At 73.6% G+C, this 14,896-nt stretch carries 12 protein-coding genes and 1 riboswitch; of the genes, 8 read left to right on the top strand and 4 right to left on the bottom strand.

Features of this window, described 5'->3' with window-relative positions; all coding sequences use genetic code 11:
* Positions 1 to 360: 360 nt before the first annotated feature.
* From AB0395_RS27595 to cobM, 6 genes are all read left to right on the top strand, one after another.
* The gene (locus AB0395_RS27595; RefSeq protein WP_366285661.1) at positions 361 to 1,602 is read left to right on the top strand and encodes a helix-turn-helix domain-containing protein; all 1,242 of its coding nucleotides are present in this window, start codon (positions 361 to 363) and stop codon (positions 1,600 to 1,602) included.
* Between the two features lie 185 nt (positions 1,603 to 1,787).
* Positions 1,788 to 2,186 carry a PPOX class F420-dependent oxidoreductase gene (locus tag AB0395_RS27590; protein ID WP_366285658.1) on the top strand — a complete coding sequence of 133 codons (399 nt, stop codon included), beginning with the start codon at positions 1,788 to 1,790 and terminating at the stop codon, positions 2,184 to 2,186.
* Positions 2,187 to 2,264: 78 nt separating this feature from the next.
* Entirely contained in the window at positions 2,265 to 2,813 is a 549-nt protein-coding gene (gene def / locus AB0395_RS27585) for a peptide deformylase (RefSeq protein WP_366285655.1), read from the top strand.
* Positions 2,814 to 2,904: 91 nt separating this feature from the next.
* Complete coding sequence (locus AB0395_RS27580) at positions 2,905 to 3,297, top strand: TIGR03618 family F420-dependent PPOX class oxidoreductase (RefSeq protein WP_366285652.1); 393 nt, start codon at positions 2,905 to 2,907, stop codon at positions 3,295 to 3,297.
* On the top strand, positions 3,290 to 4,513 hold the full coding sequence (cbiE, locus tag AB0395_RS27575; RefSeq protein WP_366285649.1) for a precorrin-6y C5,15-methyltransferase (decarboxylating) subunit CbiE: 1,224 nt from the start codon (positions 3,290 to 3,292) through the stop codon (positions 4,511 to 4,513). The genes AB0395_RS27580 and cbiE overlap by 8 nt, the downstream gene beginning before the upstream one ends.
* Before the next feature lie 37 nt (positions 4,514 to 4,550).
* The gene (gene cobM / locus AB0395_RS27570) at positions 4,551 to 5,294 is read left to right on the top strand and encodes a precorrin-4 C(11)-methyltransferase (protein WP_366285646.1); all 744 of its coding nucleotides are present in this window, start codon (positions 4,551 to 4,553) and stop codon (positions 5,292 to 5,294) included.
* Positions 5,295 to 5,356: 62 nt separating this feature from the next.
* On the opposite strand, the gene AB0395_RS27565 is transcribed toward cobM, so the two are convergent.
* Complete coding sequence (locus tag AB0395_RS27565) at positions 5,357 to 6,430, bottom strand: cobalt-precorrin-5B (C(1))-methyltransferase (RefSeq protein ID WP_366285643.1); 1,074 nt, start codon at positions 6,428 to 6,430, stop codon at positions 5,357 to 5,359.
* 68 nt (positions 6,431 to 6,498) lie between these two features.
* Between AB0395_RS27565 and AB0395_RS27560 the strand changes: the two genes are divergently transcribed.
* Positions 6,499 to 7,251 carry a cobalt-precorrin-6A reductase gene (locus AB0395_RS27560; RefSeq protein ID WP_366285641.1) on the top strand — a complete coding sequence of 251 codons (753 nt, stop codon included), beginning with the start codon at positions 6,499 to 6,501 and terminating at the stop codon, positions 7,249 to 7,251.
* 95 nt (positions 7,252 to 7,346) lie between these two features.
* On the opposite strand, the gene AB0395_RS27555 is transcribed toward AB0395_RS27560, so the two are convergent.
* From AB0395_RS27555 to cobG, 3 genes are read right to left on the bottom strand one after another with little or no spacing between them, the layout of a single operon-like run.
* Positions 7,347 to 8,891, bottom strand: a complete 1,545-nt coding sequence (locus AB0395_RS27555; RefSeq protein ID WP_366285639.1) for a precorrin-2 C(20)-methyltransferase — start codon at positions 8,889 to 8,891, stop codon at positions 7,347 to 7,349.
* Entirely contained in the window at positions 8,888 to 9,514 is a 627-nt protein-coding gene (locus AB0395_RS27550; RefSeq protein ID WP_366285636.1) for a precorrin-8X methylmutase, read from the bottom strand. The genes AB0395_RS27555 and AB0395_RS27550 overlap by 4 nt, the downstream gene beginning before the upstream one ends.
* Complete coding sequence (gene cobG, locus AB0395_RS27545; RefSeq protein ID WP_366285633.1) at positions 9,511 to 10,803, bottom strand: precorrin-3B synthase; 1,293 nt, start codon at positions 10,801 to 10,803, stop codon at positions 9,511 to 9,513. Before cobG ends, AB0395_RS27550 begins: the two co-directional genes overlap by 4 nt.
* Positions 10,804 to 10,826: 23 nt before the next feature.
* Positions 10,827 to 11,019: riboswitch (cobalamin riboswitch) on the top strand.
* 122 nt (positions 11,020 to 11,141) lie between these two features.
* Between cobG and cobN the strand changes: the two genes are divergently transcribed.
* Positions 11,142 to 14,756 (top strand): cobaltochelatase subunit CobN, encoded by a 3,615-nt coding sequence (gene cobN / locus AB0395_RS27540; RefSeq protein ID WP_366285630.1) that lies wholly within the window; start codon positions 11,142 to 11,144, stop codon positions 14,754 to 14,756.
* The last annotated feature ends 140 nt before the right edge of the window (positions 14,757 to 14,896 follow it).

Below are 14,896 nucleotides of genomic sequence, written 5' to 3'. Positions count from 1 at the left end.
CGTGACTGTCATGAGGGCCGGGGCACAAACCTGCGGAACGTGCCCTGTGGGTGACACACAGTCCCGATCCGGGCCGGGAGCGCGGCGAGGGCGAGGACGCGCCACATCCGTGAGGAGATCTCCGACGCGGAAAGGGCGGTGAGGGCGGGGGAGGGGGCCGGTGACCGGGACTCCCGGGTCACGCCGGGGGCACGACCCGTGTGACCATCATGTCACGGGGCGTGGCGAGGCCATGGCGGTAACGGACAACCTAGGCGTACGCTCCTGGCACCACACCTGCCCCCTGTCACGGGGAGACCTGGAGCCCCAGCCGGGCCCGGGACGCCTCGCGCGCACGGCACAGAGTGAAGGAGCGCTTGGATGCCAAGCAGCAACGCGTTGACCGCCGTGGCCACGGACCTCATGTCCTGCGCCACCCCCATCGCCAACGAGTTCGTCCGCAGACACGCCTCCGGAGTCGATCCCAACACCGCGGACCGCATCGCCCCCCGTGACACGTTCGACTGGGCCCTTCAGATCATCAAGACCTGCGCGTCCGCCCTCGGTGACGAGGAGGCCGACGTGCACTACCCCGTCACCCGCGGGGCCCTGGTCGCCCTCCAGGGCAAGCCCGTGGCCGACGCGGTCGAGTGGCTGCGCTCGCTGGAGCGGCTCATCAGCGACCAGCTGCTCTCCGACCCCGCGCTGGGCATGGACGTGGTGCGGCGGGCCGTGGCCCGGGTCGCCCGCTTCTTCGATGAGCTGTGCGTCCACGAACTGGAGTCGTTCGAGAGCACCCACGACGAACTGTCGAGCTGGTGCTCCCGGCTCGGGACCGACCTGCTGAGCTGCCTCGTCTCCGGCGCGCCCGTCGACGCCGCGACGGTCAACGGGCAGGCGCGCGTCCTCAACATCGACCCCCACCAGCCATTCCGCGCCATCGCGGTCTCTCCGATGCAGGTGTCCGGTCCCTCGCACTGGGCCCAGATCCGGCGCCGAGTCCTGGATGTGCTGTGGCGGCACGACCCGCACCGGCAGGCACTGATCCGCGACCGCAACGGGCTGATGCTGGCACTCGTCCCCACCGGCGGGGAGGGCCCCGGCCTGATCCCGCTGCTCACCCGGCTTCTGGAGGACGAGGAGCTGAGCCTGTCCATGTACGTCGCCTCCGGCGAGCCCGCCGACTCCCTGGCCGTCGCCGGGCACAGTTGCCGCCAGGCGCTCTCGGCTCTGGAGATCGCCATCTACCGGGGCCAGCGCGGCCAGGTCACCCAGTGCACCCAGGTGATCCTGGAGGTGCTGCTGGCGCACAACCGCTGGGTCTCACGCCGGATCGTCGACACCAGGATCGGGTCCCTGGTGAAGAAGCCGCACCTGCTGGAGACCCTGCGGGTCTACATCAACTGCGACCTGGCCCTGCAGCGCACCGCTGAGGAACTGCTCGTCCATCCGAACACCGTGGCCTACCGGCTGCGCCAGATCGGCGCGCTCACCGGCAGGGACATGCGGCGGATCACCGACATCAGCGACCTGAGCATCGCGCTGACGGCCCTGGACGTGGTGGAGATGCGCAGGGACCAGGACGAGGGACGCACGGACCTGCGGGCGCGACTGCTGGCCTGACCGCCGGCGCCTGCCGGGCTGAGGCGCGGGCGCACGCCACGTGGCCTGCCCGGGGCAGGCCACGCCGGGTCGTGGAGCACCGCATCCGCAGGGGGCGGTGAAATTGCCTGGGGGCGGTGGAATTGATCAGTTACGTGTGATGTTCGATTGGTCGGTAAGAACATCGCGCAATCGTGGAGGTTCCCGTGGGAAAGCTGAACGACGACGCCAAGGAACTGCTCAACCAGCCGATTCACGGCTGGGTGACCACCCTGCGGCCTGACGGCTCGCTGCACAGCACCGTCGTCTGGGTCGCCGTCGACGGAGACGACGTCATCTTCAACACGGCCGTCGGCCGCGCGAAGGAGCGTCACCTGCGCAACAACCCGCAGGTCTCGCTGAGCGTGCTCGACCCCAAGGACGCCTTCCACCTGGTGAGTGTCTCGGGCACCGCCGAGCTGGAGCTCGAGGGCGCGGACGCGGTCATCGACGGCCTGGCGAACAAGTACCTCGGGGTTGAGACCTACCCCTACCGCCAGCCCGGCGAGCAGCGCGTCACCGTCAGGATCAAGCCCGAGCAGGTCATCTACAGCCCGGGCAGCTGACCGGTCGTTCTCCGGGAGCCCCGGGTCACGAGTAGTCTGCTGCCGCGAACGACACACCGCGACCTGGAGGCATCACGGATGGAAGCAAGCGGCGAGGGCACGGCCAGGCCGATCACGTTCGTCGGCACGCCGGTACTGCACCACCCGTGCGAGGACGTGACCCACTTCGACGAGGAGCTGGTCACGCTCGTGGCCGATATGTTCGCGAGCATGTACGCCGCGGAGGGAGTCGGGCTCGCGGCCAACCAGATCGGGGTCGCCCTCAGGGTGTTCGTCTACGACTGCCCTGACGAGACCGAGGAGTACCGCAAGGGGGTCGTGGTCAACCCGACCCTGGTGCTGCCCGCCCACGGTGAGCGACACCTGGACGACTACGAGGAGGGCTGCCTGTCCGTGCCCGGGCAGCGCGCGTCGCTGGCCAGGCCGGACCGGGCCCTGGTGCACGGGTTCGACGTCACCGGCGCGCCGATCACGGTCGAGGGCACCGGGCTGCTCGCCCGCTGCCTGCAGCACGAGACCGACCACCTGGACGGCATGCTGTACATCGACCGGCTCCCCGCCGAGCGCCGCGAGCAGGTCCTCGCGGCCTACGAGCGGGAGCGCGACGAGACGCCCGTGACGGACTGATCCCCGGCGGGCCCGGCGGAGCCGATCCTCCGCCGGGCTCGGACCCCGGCTAGCATGTCGCCCCGTAGACGCAGCCATTGGAGGGGCACCGGTGTTGAAGGATCGCGAAGACGGGTTCCACGCCTTCTGGCGGGAGTACCACCTGTGCACGCTGACCACGCTGAGGGCCGACGGCACGCCGCACGTCATCCCGGTCGGGGTGACGCTGGACGCGGACGCCGGGATCGCCAGGGTGATCACCTCGGACGGCTCGCGCAAGGTCCGCCACGTCGAGGCCGCGGCGGACGGCGGCGCGACGGTCGCGGTCTGCCAGGTGGACGGTGGTCGCTGGTCGACGCTGGAGGGCCGGGCGACGATCCGCAGAGACCCCGAGTCGGTCGCCGAGGCCGTGCGCCGGTACGCCGACCGCTACCGGCAGCCCAGGGAGAACCCGGCCCGCGTCGTGATCGAGATCCGCGTCACCCGGGTGCTCGGCAATGTCTGATCCGGTCACCGTCGTCGGCATCGGAGCCGATGGCTGGGCCGGTCTCTCCCCGGCGGCGCGGCGCGAGCTGCTCGCCGCCGAAGTACTGATGGGCAGCGCCAGACAGCTCGCGCTCGTCCCCGAACCGGCCGCGGAACGCGTCGCCTGGCCGTCGCCGATGTTGCCCGCGTTGCCCGCGCTGCTCGCCTCCAGGCAGGGCCGCAGGGTGTGCGTGCTGGCCAGCGGCGATCCCATGTTCCACGGCGTCGGCACGACGCTGGTCCGGCTACTGGGCGCGGAGCGGGTCAGGGTCCTGCCGTCCCCCTCCTCGGTCTCGCTGGCCTGCGCCAGGCTCGGCTGGGCCGCGGATCGTGTCGAGGTGGTCAGCCTGGTGACGCGCCCGGCCGAGACGGTGCACGCCGCGGTCCATGAGGGACGCAGGCTGCTGGTCCTCAGCGCCGACGGCCGCACCCCCGCCCGGGTCGCCGCGCTGCTCACCGCGCGAGGATACGGCGACAGCCCGATGACGGTCCTGGAACGGCTCGGCGGCGCGGAGGAACGCCTGGTCTCCGGTACGGCGGCCCGCTGGTCGCTGCCCGATGCCGACGACCTCAACATCGTCGCCGTCGAGTGCAGGGCCGACGCCGGGACCGTTCCACTGCCGCGCCTGCCCGGCCTGCCCGACGAGGCCTTCGAGCACGACGGCCAGCTCACCAAGAGCGAGGTGCGGGCGGTGACCCTGTCCCGGCTCGCGCCCGTCCCCGGCGAGCTGCTGTGGGACGTCGGCGCGGGAGCGGGCAGCATCGCGATCGAGTGGATGCGCGCTCACCCGGAGAACCGGGCGATCGCCATCGAAAGAGACGGTGAACGGGCCGGGCGGGTCTCCCGCAACGCCTCCGCGCTCGGCGTGCCCGGCCTGAACGTGGTGACCGGCGCCGCGCCCGAGGCGCTCACCGGGCTCGAGACCCCGGACGCCGTCTTCGTCGGCGGCGGGGCGACCGTTCCCGGCGTGGTCGAGAGCTGCTGGGCGGCGCTGCGGCCCGGCGGCAGGCTGGTGGTCAACGCGGTGACCGTCGAGTCGGAGGCCGCCGTCGCCGCCTGGCACGGCAGGCTCGGCGGCGGCCTGGTCAGGCTCGCGGTCAGCAGAGCGGCCCCGGTCGGCGGTTTCACCGGCTGGCGGCCCATGATGCCGGTGACGATCTGGACGGCGGTCAAGCCGGTCGGAGGAGAACGATGACGGTCAGGACGCCGGTCCAGCCGGTCGAGGGGGAACGATGACGGTACGGTTCGTCGGGGCGGGGCCGGGAGCCGCCGACCTCATCACCGTGCGGGGACAGCGGGTGATCGCCTCCTCGCCGGTGTGCCTGTACGCGGGTTCGCTGGTCCCCGCCGAGCTGCTCGGGTGCTGCCCGCCGGGCGCGCGCCTGGTCGACACCGCCAGGATGGCGCTCGACGAGATCGTGGCGGAGATGCTCACCGCCCACGAGGCGGGCCACGACGTCGCCAGGCTGCACTCCGGCGACCCCTCGGTCTACAGCGCGATGGCCGAGCAGATGCGGCGCCTCGACGCGGCGGGAGTGCCCTACGAGGTCGTTCCCGGCGTGCCCGCCTTCGCCGCGGCGGCCGCGTCGCTGAAGCGGGAGCTCACCGTGCCCGGGGTCGGCCAGACGGTGGTGCTGACCCGCACCTCGGCGCGGGCGACCCCCATGCCCGAGGGCGAGGACCTGGACACGCTCGGCAGGGGCAGGGCCACGATGGTCCTCCACCTGGCCGTGCAGCGCGTCGAGGCGGTCGTCGAGGAGCTGATCCCCAACTACGGCGCCGACTGCCCGGTGGCCGTCGTGGCCAGGGCCAGCAGGGACGACGAGGTGATCCTGCGCGGCACGCTCGCCGACATCGCGGGCCTGGTCCACGCCGCGGGCGTCGTCCGCACCGCGGTGATCGTGGTCGGCAGGGTGCTGACCGCATCGGAGTTCCCCGACAGCCACCTGTACTCGGCCGCCCGCTGCCGTGACTGACCCGTGCCGTGACTGATCCCGCCCCGCCGTGCGCCGGGACGCCCCGGGGCCGTGCCGCTGGATCAGCCCGCGCGGCCGACGATCACCCCCGCGCGGTCGATGACCACCACGTCGACCGCGACCGGCGCCTCGCGCAGCACGCCCGCGGCCGCGGCCCGGGCGCGCTCGGCGACCAGGTCGCCCAGCGGCAGCCCCGCCTCCTGGCACAGCCGCAGCGCGTGCAGCGCGGTGTTGGCGGCCAGCACCCGCCCGGCCAGCGCCTCGTCCCCGCCCGCGGAGCGGACCATTCCGGCGAGCATCTCCGGGTTGACCTGGGAGCGGCCCGAGTGCAGGTCCAGGTGGCCGTCGGCGAGCTTGGAGAGCTTGCCGATGCCCCCTGCGACGGTCAGCCTCGGCACAGGGTGCCTGCGCAGGTATTTCAGCACGGCCCCCGCGAAGTCACCCATGTCGAGCAGCGCGTCCTCGGGCAGCCCGTACAACTCGGCCGCGACCCGCTCGGAGGTGCTTCCCGTGCACCCGGCGACGTGCTCGCGGCCCGCCGCCCTGGCCACGTCGATGCCCCGCCTGATGCTGTCGATCCAGGCGGAGCACGAGTACGGGACCACGATGCCGGTCGTGCCGAGGATCGAGAGGCCGCCCAGGATCCCGAGACGGGGGTTCCAGGTCTTCCGCGCCAGTTCCTCGCCGCGCTCGACGGAGATCTCCACGATCACGTCCCCGGTTCCGCCGTGCCTGGCGGCGACCTCGGCGACGTGCTCGCTCATCATCCGCCGGGGGACCGGGTTGATGGCCGGTTCGCCGACCTCGAGCGGAAGCCCGGGCTTGGTGACGGTGCCGACCCCGGGGCCCGCGACGAACACCACTCCGCTGCCGGGGGCGCCGTGCCGTACCGTCGAGGAGATCAGCGCGCCGTGTGTCACGTCGGGGTCGTCACCGGCGTCCTTGACCACCGCGGCCGTGGCGGCGCCGCCGCCCAGCTCCTCGGTGGCCAGCGCAAACGCCGGGCGCTGCCCCCTGGGCAGCGTGATCTCCACCGGGTCGGGGAAGGCGCCGGTCAGCAGTGCGGTGTAGGCGGCGGTCGTGGCCGCCGTCGCGCACGCGCCGGTCGTCCATCCGTGGCGCAGGGGTGTGCTCATGCTTCAAGCATCGCCCGGTACGGCGGGGCGGGATCCCCCGGCCGGGCAGACGGAGGAAAGGTGACGGTGTGCTGAACATCCTGGTGCTCGGCGGCACGGACGAGGCCAGGCGGCTGGCCGCCGCGCTCGCCGGACGTGCGGGGACCCATGTGGTCTCCTCTCTGGCCGGGCGCGTCCGCGATCCCAGGTTGCCGGTCGGCGAGGTGCGCGAGGGCGGCTTCGGCGGCCCCGCCGGGCTCATGGCGTGGATCAAGGAGCACCGGATCGACGTCGTCGTGGACGCGACGCACCCGTTCGCCGCCCGGATGACCGTCTCCGCGGCCGAGGCGACGGGACAGGCCGGGGTACCGCTGCTGATCCTGCGCCGCCCCGGCTGGCAGGCGGGCCCCGGCGACGACTGGCGCTGGACGCCGTCGCTGGCCGCCGCCGCCGAGTCGCTGCCCGGGCTGGGAAGGCGGGTCTTCCTGACCACGGGGCGCCGCAGCCTGCCGGTTTTCGCGGGCCTCGACGACCTGTGGTTCCTGGCCCGCTCCGTTGACCCGCCGGAGCCACCGGCCCCGCGCCGCCTCCAGGTGCTGCTCAGCCGGGGCCCGTTCACCGTCGAGGGCGAGCTGGCCCTCATGCGGGACAACCGGATCGACATGCTGGTCACCAAGGACAGCGGCGGCCGGATGACGACCGCCAAACTGTTCGCCGCCCGTGAGCTCGGGCTTCCCGTCGTCGTCGTGCGCCGCCCGGCTGCGCCGGACGGTGTCACGAAGGTGGAGACGGTCGAGGAGGCCCTCGCCTGGCTGGAAGCCGTGACGGGCACAGCCGGGTAGCGCGTGCCCCACCGCCTTCCGCGGGGCGCTCCTCGCGGGGCGGGGCCGAGCCCGGCGTCCGGCCCCCGGCGCGAGGCCGGGGCGCGCGGAAGCGGTCACGCGGGGTAGCGGCGGGGGGTGAACACCACCCGGCCGCCGTCCTTCCTGCCCGCGACCTTGGTGGTCGAGGATCCAACGAGCAGCAGGCAGCGCATGTCGACCGCCGCGGGGTCCAGTTCGCCGAGGGTGGTGACGGTCACCCTCTCCCCGGCGCCGCCGACGTCACGGCCGATGACCACGGGAGTCTCCGGCGTCCGGTGCTCGAGCAGCAGGTCCCTGGCGGCGGCCACCTGCCAGGTGCGGCTCTTGGAAGCCGGATTGTAGATCGCCAGGACCAGGTCGGCCCGCGCCGCGGCGCTGATCCTCCCGGCGACGACCTCCCACGGCTTGAGCAGGTCGGACAGCGACAGCACGCAGTAGTCGTGGCCGAGCGGCGCGCCCGCCCTGCTCGCCACCGCGTGCGCCGCGGTCAGGCCGGGCAGCACCCGCACCGGCACGTCCGCGAACCTCGGCTCGCAGGCCACCTCAAGCACCGCGCTGGCCATCGCGAAAACCCCGGGGTCGCCGGAGGAGACGACGGCCACCCTCGACCCGGCCGCGGCCAGTTCCAGGGCGTGCGCGGCCCGCTCCGCCTCGACCCGGTTGTCCGTCGGATGGCGGCGCTGGCGCGGATTCGGCGGGACCCGGTCCAGGTAGGGGCCGTACCCGACGAGCTCGTCCGCGGCGGCCAGCGCCTCCTGCGCCTCGGGGGTCAGCCACGGCCGCCCCGCGGGGCCGAGCCCGACCACGACCACCTCGCCCCGCACGCCGGCGGCCACGGCCGATCCGATCTCCCGCGCGGGGGCGGCCTCCCCGGTACCGGGGAGGTCCGCGTTGACCGGGCTCGGGATCAACGCCAGCGAGAAGTACGGCACGCTGTCCGGATCGACCTCGGCCAGCGGGGCCAGGCGCTGCTTGCCGGTGGTCGCGCGCTCCACGTACCAGGCCTCGTCGAGGCGGCCCGCCTCGGCCAGCGCGTCACGCACCTTGGCGAACGTCCGGCCGAGCTTGAGGATCGCCGCCGAGTCGGTCGTGGCGAGGCGCTCGGCGATGACCTCGGCCGGGAGCGTCCCCGGCAGCACGGTCAGGATCTCGTCCCGCTCGACCAGCGGCCTGCCCAGGACGGCCGCCGCACCGCTCACCGAGGTCACGCCGGGGACGACCTCGGTGACGTAGCGGTGGGCGAGACGCTTGTGCATGTGCATGTAGGAGCCGTAGAAGAGCGGGTCGCCCTCGCACAGCACAACCACGTCGCGGCCCGCATCCAGGTGGGCGGCCAGCCGCAGGGCGCAGTCGGCGTAGAAGTCGTCGATGGCGCCCTGGTAGCCGCCGGGGTGGTCGGTGGTCTCCGTGGTGAGCGGGTAGATCAGCGCTTCCTCGACCTGGCCGTCACGCAGGTACGGCGCGGCCACCGAGCGGGCGATGCTCCTGCCGTGACGGGCGCTGTGGAAGGCGATCACGTCCGCCTCCCCGATGAGCCTGGCGGCCTTGACGGTCACCAGCTCCGGATCCCCAGGTCCGAGCCCGACTCCCCAGAGCCGCCCGGCAGACATCTCGCTCATTCTTCCTCACTCGCGATCGCGTTGACCGCCGCCGCGGTCATCGCACTTCCACCCCGGCGCCCGTGCACGACCAGGTACTCCAGACCGGCCGGATGCTCGGCGAGGGCCTGCTTCGACTCGGCCGCGCCGATGAAGCCGACCGGGACGCCGAGCACGGCCGCGGGCCGTCCCGCGCCCTCCCCGACCATCTCCAGCAGCCTGAACAGCGCGGTTGGCGCATTGCCGATCGCGACGACCGAGCCCTCGAGGCGCTCGCGCCACAGCTCGAGGGCGGCGGCGCTGCGGGTGGTGCCGAGCCGTTCGGCCAGCTCGGGCACACCGGGGTCGCCCAGCGTGCAGATCACCTCGTTGTCCGCGGGCAGGCGGCGGCGGGTCACTCCCGAGGCGACCATCATCGCGTCACACAGCACGGGCGCGCCCGCGCGCAGGGCGGCGCGGGCCGAGGCGACCACGCCGGGCGACCAGCCCAGGTCGCCGACCAGGTCGACCATCCCGCAGGCGTGGATCATGCGGACCGCCACCTGGGCGACGTCGGGCGGCAGGCCCTCCAGGTCGCTCTCCGCGCGGATGGTGGCGAAGGAACGCCGGTAGATCTCCGCGCCGTCACGGACGTAGTCGATCACGTTTCCCCTCTCAGGGCCGTCACCGCGGCCGTGGTCTCTTCGATGCCTACGCAGTCCAGGCTCCTGCCGTCCAGGTCGACCCGGTAGCCGGTGGCGGTGGCGACCACGTCCGCGACCCGCCCCTTCGGGCGACCGCAGCGCCGCTCGCAGCCCGCCCAGTGCACGGGGAGCGTACCGGTGCGTGGGAAGGAGGTTATTGCCAGGGTCGCGTCGGCCCGCACGTCGGCCAGAGACTTGGCGCAGCCGGGACGTCCCGTGCAGGCTGTCACGCTTGTCCACGGCGAGGCGGGGTCCACGACCAGCTCCGCGTCCGTGAGCAGGGCGGCGGCCCTGGCGGCCTCCGCGCGGGTCAGGCCGGGCAGGACCACGCCGCGCCACGGCGTCAGCCGTACCTCTCCGGAGGAGGCCAGGTCCGCGAGCAGCTCCGCCTGGGCCGAGGTCAGCCGCCCCAGCGGCACCGTGACCCCAAGCGTGACCCGGCCTCCCGGCTGCTCGATGATCCCCACCGGTTCCCGCCCCGCGAGCGCCTCCGCGGGTGCCTCTGCGGATGTTTCTGCGGGTGTCTCCGTGGACGGCGTCGGCACCGGGGCCGCCCGCCCGAGTTCCAGGGCGGAGCCGACCCGTTCCGCGACCCGTTCCGCGCAGCCGGGCAGCTCGCGGATCCGCCAGGCACGAGCCTGCGCGACCTCCGGTTCCGCCAGGAACGCCTCGGCGGCGGCGAGCAGAGCGGCCACCGCGGAGCCGACCGGCACGCGCAGGCCGCTGTCGGCGCCCGCGAGGATCAGCGCGGCCTGCCCGGGGCCGACCGGCAGGATCCCGGCGTCGGGGTCCAGCCAGGCCACGTCGCCCCGCCCGTCGTCGAGGGCGAACAGGAAACGCCCCGGCAGCCCGGCGAGGGCGGGCGTGCCGCACAGCCGCAGGTCGAGCTCGGAGACCAGCGGGCTCACGTCGAGCAGGCTCCGGGTGTCGCAGCCGGTCAGCGGCGAGGCGAGGATGTTGCGGATCCGCTCGTGGGTGGCCGAGGGCAGCAGCCCGGCGCCCGCCATGCGGGCCGCGAAGCCGCCCTCCCCGCCGAGCCCGCGTACCTGCGCGTTCGCGCGGGAGGTCAGCTCGATGACGCCGCTCCCGCAGGCCGAGGCGGCGTCGGCGAGCTCGCGGAGCTGGGAGGCCGTCAGCCGCCCTCCGGGGACCCTGACCCGTGCCAGGCCGCCGTCGGCGGCGGCGTGCACCTGCAGTGCCCCCGGACACGCGTCAGGCCGCGATCGTCCGGAAAAGTCGCCAATGACCACGCTGAGGATGGTAACGCCAGTTTCTTGCATGGAACCTCGCTGCCGTAGTCTCATCGTTGGCGACGGCAAAGGGAGGAAGCCGGTGTGAATCCGGCGCGGTCCCGCCACTGTAACCGGGGAGCGAACCCCATCCAGGCCACTGCCCGGCGACGGGCGGGAAGGCTGGGGGGAGCACCGATCCGGGAGCCAGGAGACTCCAGCCGTCGTAGCCGACGACGACCCGGGGCGAGGACCCCGAGGGAGGAAGCCTCCGTGCGCTGTTCGCCGTTCCCCCGCCAGCCTTCCGTGCCCGCTGTCCCCGGGGGCCGTGCCCTCCTGTCCGCCGTGGAGCGTGACGCATGATCCTCCTGCTCTCCACCTCGGACACCGACCTGCTCAGCGCCCGCGCGAGCGGCGCCGACTACCGCCTCGGCAACCCCGCCAGGCTCACGGCGGCGGACCTGCCGCCCCTGGTTGAGGGCGCGGACCTGATTGTGGTCCGGCTGCTCGGCGGGCGCCGCGCCTGGGAGGAGGGCCTGGACGCCCTGCTCGCCGGACCGGTGCCCGTCGTCGTGCTCGGCGGCGAGCAGGCGCCGGACGCCGAGCTGATGGAGCTGTCGACCGTGCCGGGCGGGGTGTGCGCCGAGGCGCACGCCTACCTCGCCCACGGCGGACCGGCCAACCTCGTCGAGCTCGGCCACTTCCTCTCGGACACCCTGCTGCTGACCGGGCACGGTTTCGCCGCCCCCGCCCCGACCCCCGCCTGGGGCGTGCTCGAGCGCCCGGCACGCAGCCAGGAGGGCCCCGTCGTCGGGGTGCTCTACTACCGCGCCCACCACGTCGCGGGCAACACCGCCTTCGTCGAGACCCTCTGCTCGGCGATCGAGGACGCGGGCGCCCGCGCGCTGCCCGTCTACTGCGCCTCCCTGCGCAGCGCCGAGCCCGGCCTGCTGGAGCTCCTGCGCACGGTCGACGCCCTGGTGGTGACCGTGCTCGCCGCAGGCGGCACCCGCCCCGCGACCGCCTCGGCGGGCGGCGACGACGAGGCCTGGGATGTCGGCGCGCTCGCCGAGCTGGACGTCCCGATCCTGCAGGGCCTGTGCCTGACCGGCAGCAGGGCCTCCTGGGAGGAGAACGACGACGGCCTCTCCCCGCTCGACGCGGCGACCCAGGTCGCGATCCCCGAGTTCGACGGGCGGATCATCACGGTGCCCTTCTCCTTCAAGGAGATCGACGGGGACGGGCTGACCGTTTACGCCGCCGACCCGGAGCGCGCCGCGCGGGTGGCGGGCATCGCCGTACGGCACGCCGTGCTCAGGCACGTCCCGCCCGCGGAGCGGCGGATCGTGCTGATGCTGTCCGCCTACCCCACCAAGCACTCCAGGATCGGCAACGCCGTCGGCCTCGACACCCCGGCGAGCCTGGTGCGGCTGCTGGCCGCGATGCGCGAGCGGGGCTACGACATCGGCGCGGAGGGCGAGCTGCCCGGCGTGACCGAGCAGGACGGCGACGCGCTGATCCACGCGCTGATCGCCGCGGGCGGCCAGGACCCCGAATGGCTCACCGAGGAGCAGCTCGCGGGCAATCCGGTGCGCATCGCGGCGGGCCGGTACGCCGAGTGGTACGCCACGCTCCCCGAGGACCTGCGCTCCGGCATGGAGGAGCACTGGGGGCCCGCGCCCGGCGAGCTGTTCGTCGACACCTCCCAGGACCCGGACGGCGAGATCGTGCTGGCCGCGCTGCGCGCGGGCAATGTGGTGGTCATGGTGCAGCCGCCCCGCGGGTTCGGCGAGAACCCCATCGCGATCTACCACGACCCCGACCTGCCGCCCAGCCACCACTACCTGGCGGCCTACCGCTGGCTGGCCGACGGCTTCGGCGCGCACGCCGTGGTGCACGTGGGCAAGCACGGCAACCTGGAGTGGCTGCCGGGCAAGTCGGCGGGCCTTTCCGCCTCCTGCGGCCCGGACGCCGCGCTGGGGGACCTGCCGCTGATCTATCCGTTCCTGGTCAACGACCCCGGTGAGGGCACCCAGGCCAAGCGCCGCGCCCACGCGACGCTGGTCGACCACCTCGTCCCGCCGATGGCCCGCGCCGACACCTACGGGGACATGGCCAGGCTGGAGCAGCTCCTCGACGAGCACGCCTCCATCGCCGCGATGGACCCGGCGAAGCTGCCCGCGATCCGCGCGCAGATCTGGACCCTGATCCAGGCCGCCAAACTCGACCACGACCTCGGCCTCGAGGACCGTCCGCACGACGCCGAGTTCGACGACTTCCTGCTGCACGTCGACGGGTGGCTGTGCGAGGTCAAGGACGTCCAGATTCGCGACGGCCTCCACGTGCTGGGCGCCGCGCCGCAGGGCGCGGCCCGTGTCGACCTGGTGCTGGCCATCCTCCGCGCCCGCCAGATGTGGGCGGGGGGCGCGGCCCTGCCCGGGCTCCGCGAGGCCCTCGGGTTGAACGAGGACGGTACGGCGGGCCGCTTCGGCACCGACGAGGCCGAGGCGCTGGCCAGGTCGCTGGTCGAGGCGATGGAGAACCGGGATTGGGATCCGGAGGCCGCCGCCGAGGTGGCCGCGACCGTGCCGGACACTGTCCGCCCGGTGGCGGAGGCCGGTTCCGGGCCGGTCGAGCGCATCCTGCGGTTCGCGGCGGAGGAGGTCGTCCCCAGGCTGGCGCGCACCACGGACGAGATCGGCGCGATCCTGCACGCCCTCGACGGCGGCTACGTTCCGGCCGGGCCGAGCGGATCGCCGCTGCGCGGGCTGGTCAACGTGCTTCCCACGGGCCGCAACTTCTACTCGGTCGACCCGAAGGCCGTGCCGAGCAGGCTGGCCTGGGAGACCGGGCAGGCGATGGCCGAGTCGCTCCTGGAGCGCTACCGGGCGGAGACCGGCGACTGGCCGCGCTCGGTCGGCCTGTCCGTGTGGGGGACCAGCGCCATGCGCACGGCGGGTGACGACGTCGCCGAGGTGCTGGCGCTGCTGGGCGTGCGCCCCGCGTGGGACGAGGCGTCGCGGCGGGTGACCGGCATCGAGCCGATCCCGGCCGGAGAACTGGGCCGTCCCCGGGTGGACGTCACGGTCCGGATCAGCGGGTTCTTCAGGGATGCCTTCCCGCACGTGGTCGCGATGCTGGACGACGCCGTACGGCTGGCCGCCGCGATCGAGGAGCCGGAGGAGAGCAACTACGTCAGGGCGCACGTGCTTGCGGACACGCGCGAGCACGGCGACGAGCGCAGGGCCACCATGCGGATCTTCGGCTCCCGGCCGGGGGCCTACGGCGCCGGGCTGCTGCCGCTGATCGACAGTCGCAACTGGCGCGACGACGCCGACCTCGCCGAGGTGTACGCGGTGTGGGGCGGTTTCGCGTACGGCAGGGGCGTCGACGGAGTCCCGGCAAGGCAGGACATGGAGGCGGCCTATCGGCGGATCGCGGTCGCGGCCAAGAACGTCGACACCCGCGAGCACGACATCGCCGACTCCGACGACTACTTCCAGTACCACGGCGGCATGATCGCCACCGTCCGCGCGCTCACCGGCAAGGCGCCCGCCGCCTACATCGGCGACAGCACCCGCCCCGACGCGGTGCGCACCAGGACGCTGTCCGAGGAGACCTCCAGGATCTTCCGCGCCCGGGTGGTCAACCCGCGCTGGCTGGCCGCCATGCGCAGGCACGGCTACAAGGGGGCCTTCGAGCTCGCCGCGACCGTCGACTATCTGTTCGGCTACGACGCGACCACCGGGGTCGTCGCCGACTGGATGTACGACAAGCTGGCCGCGACCTACGTGCTGGATCCGGAGAACCAGGCCTTCCTCGCCGAGTCCAACCCGTGGGCGCTGCACGGCATCGCCGAACGCCTGCTCGAGGCGGCGGGGCGCGGCATGTGGGAGCACCCCGATCCCGACATCCTGCGGGACCTGCAGGAGGTCTACCTCAAGTCCGAGGGGGACTTGGAGGACGGCGCCTGACCGGCGGCTCCGGCCGCCGCTCCGGGGCCGTGCGCCTGATTCTCGGGCGCGACGCCATGCCCGCCCTGACGCGAGCCTCGCGGACCCACAGGAGGGGGCCGCGAGGCCCGCGCACGGGTGCCGGGAGACGGGACCCCGGC

Origin of the sequence: Streptosporangium sp. NPDC051023, from assembly GCF_040689595.1 — a bacterium.
Classification (GTDB): domain Bacteria; phylum Actinomycetota; class Actinomycetes; order Streptosporangiales; family Streptosporangiaceae; genus Streptosporangium.
The sequence above is the reverse complement of the archived record's forward strand: the minus strand, read 5'-3'. Positions and strand labels throughout refer to the sequence as shown.

Excerpts from the sequence above, each read along its gene's own strand:
- AB0395_RS27595 (WP_366285661.1), top strand. The coding sequence starts at position 361 with ATGCCAAGCAGCAACGCGTTGACCGCCGTGGCCACGGACCTCATGTCC.
- def (WP_366285655.1), top strand. The coding sequence starts at position 2,265 with ATGGAAGCAAGCGGCGAGGGCACGGCCAGGCCGATCACGTTCGTCGGC.
- cbiE (WP_366285649.1), top strand. The coding sequence starts at position 3,290 with ATGTCTGATCCGGTCACCGTCGTCGGCATCGGAGCCGATGGCTGGGCC.
- cobM (WP_366285646.1), top strand. The coding sequence starts at position 4,551 with ATGACGGTACGGTTCGTCGGGGCGGGGCCGGGAGCCGCCGACCTCATC.
- AB0395_RS27565 (WP_366285643.1), bottom strand. The coding sequence starts at position 6,430 with ATGAGCACACCCCTGCGCCACGGATGGACGACCGGCGCGTGCGCGACG.
- AB0395_RS27555 (WP_366285639.1), bottom strand. The coding sequence starts at position 8,891 with ATGAGCGAGATGTCTGCCGGGCGGCTCTGGGGAGTCGGGCTCGGACCT.
- cobN (WP_366285630.1), top strand. The coding sequence starts at position 11,142 with ATGATCCTCCTGCTCTCCACCTCGGACACCGACCTGCTCAGCGCCCGC.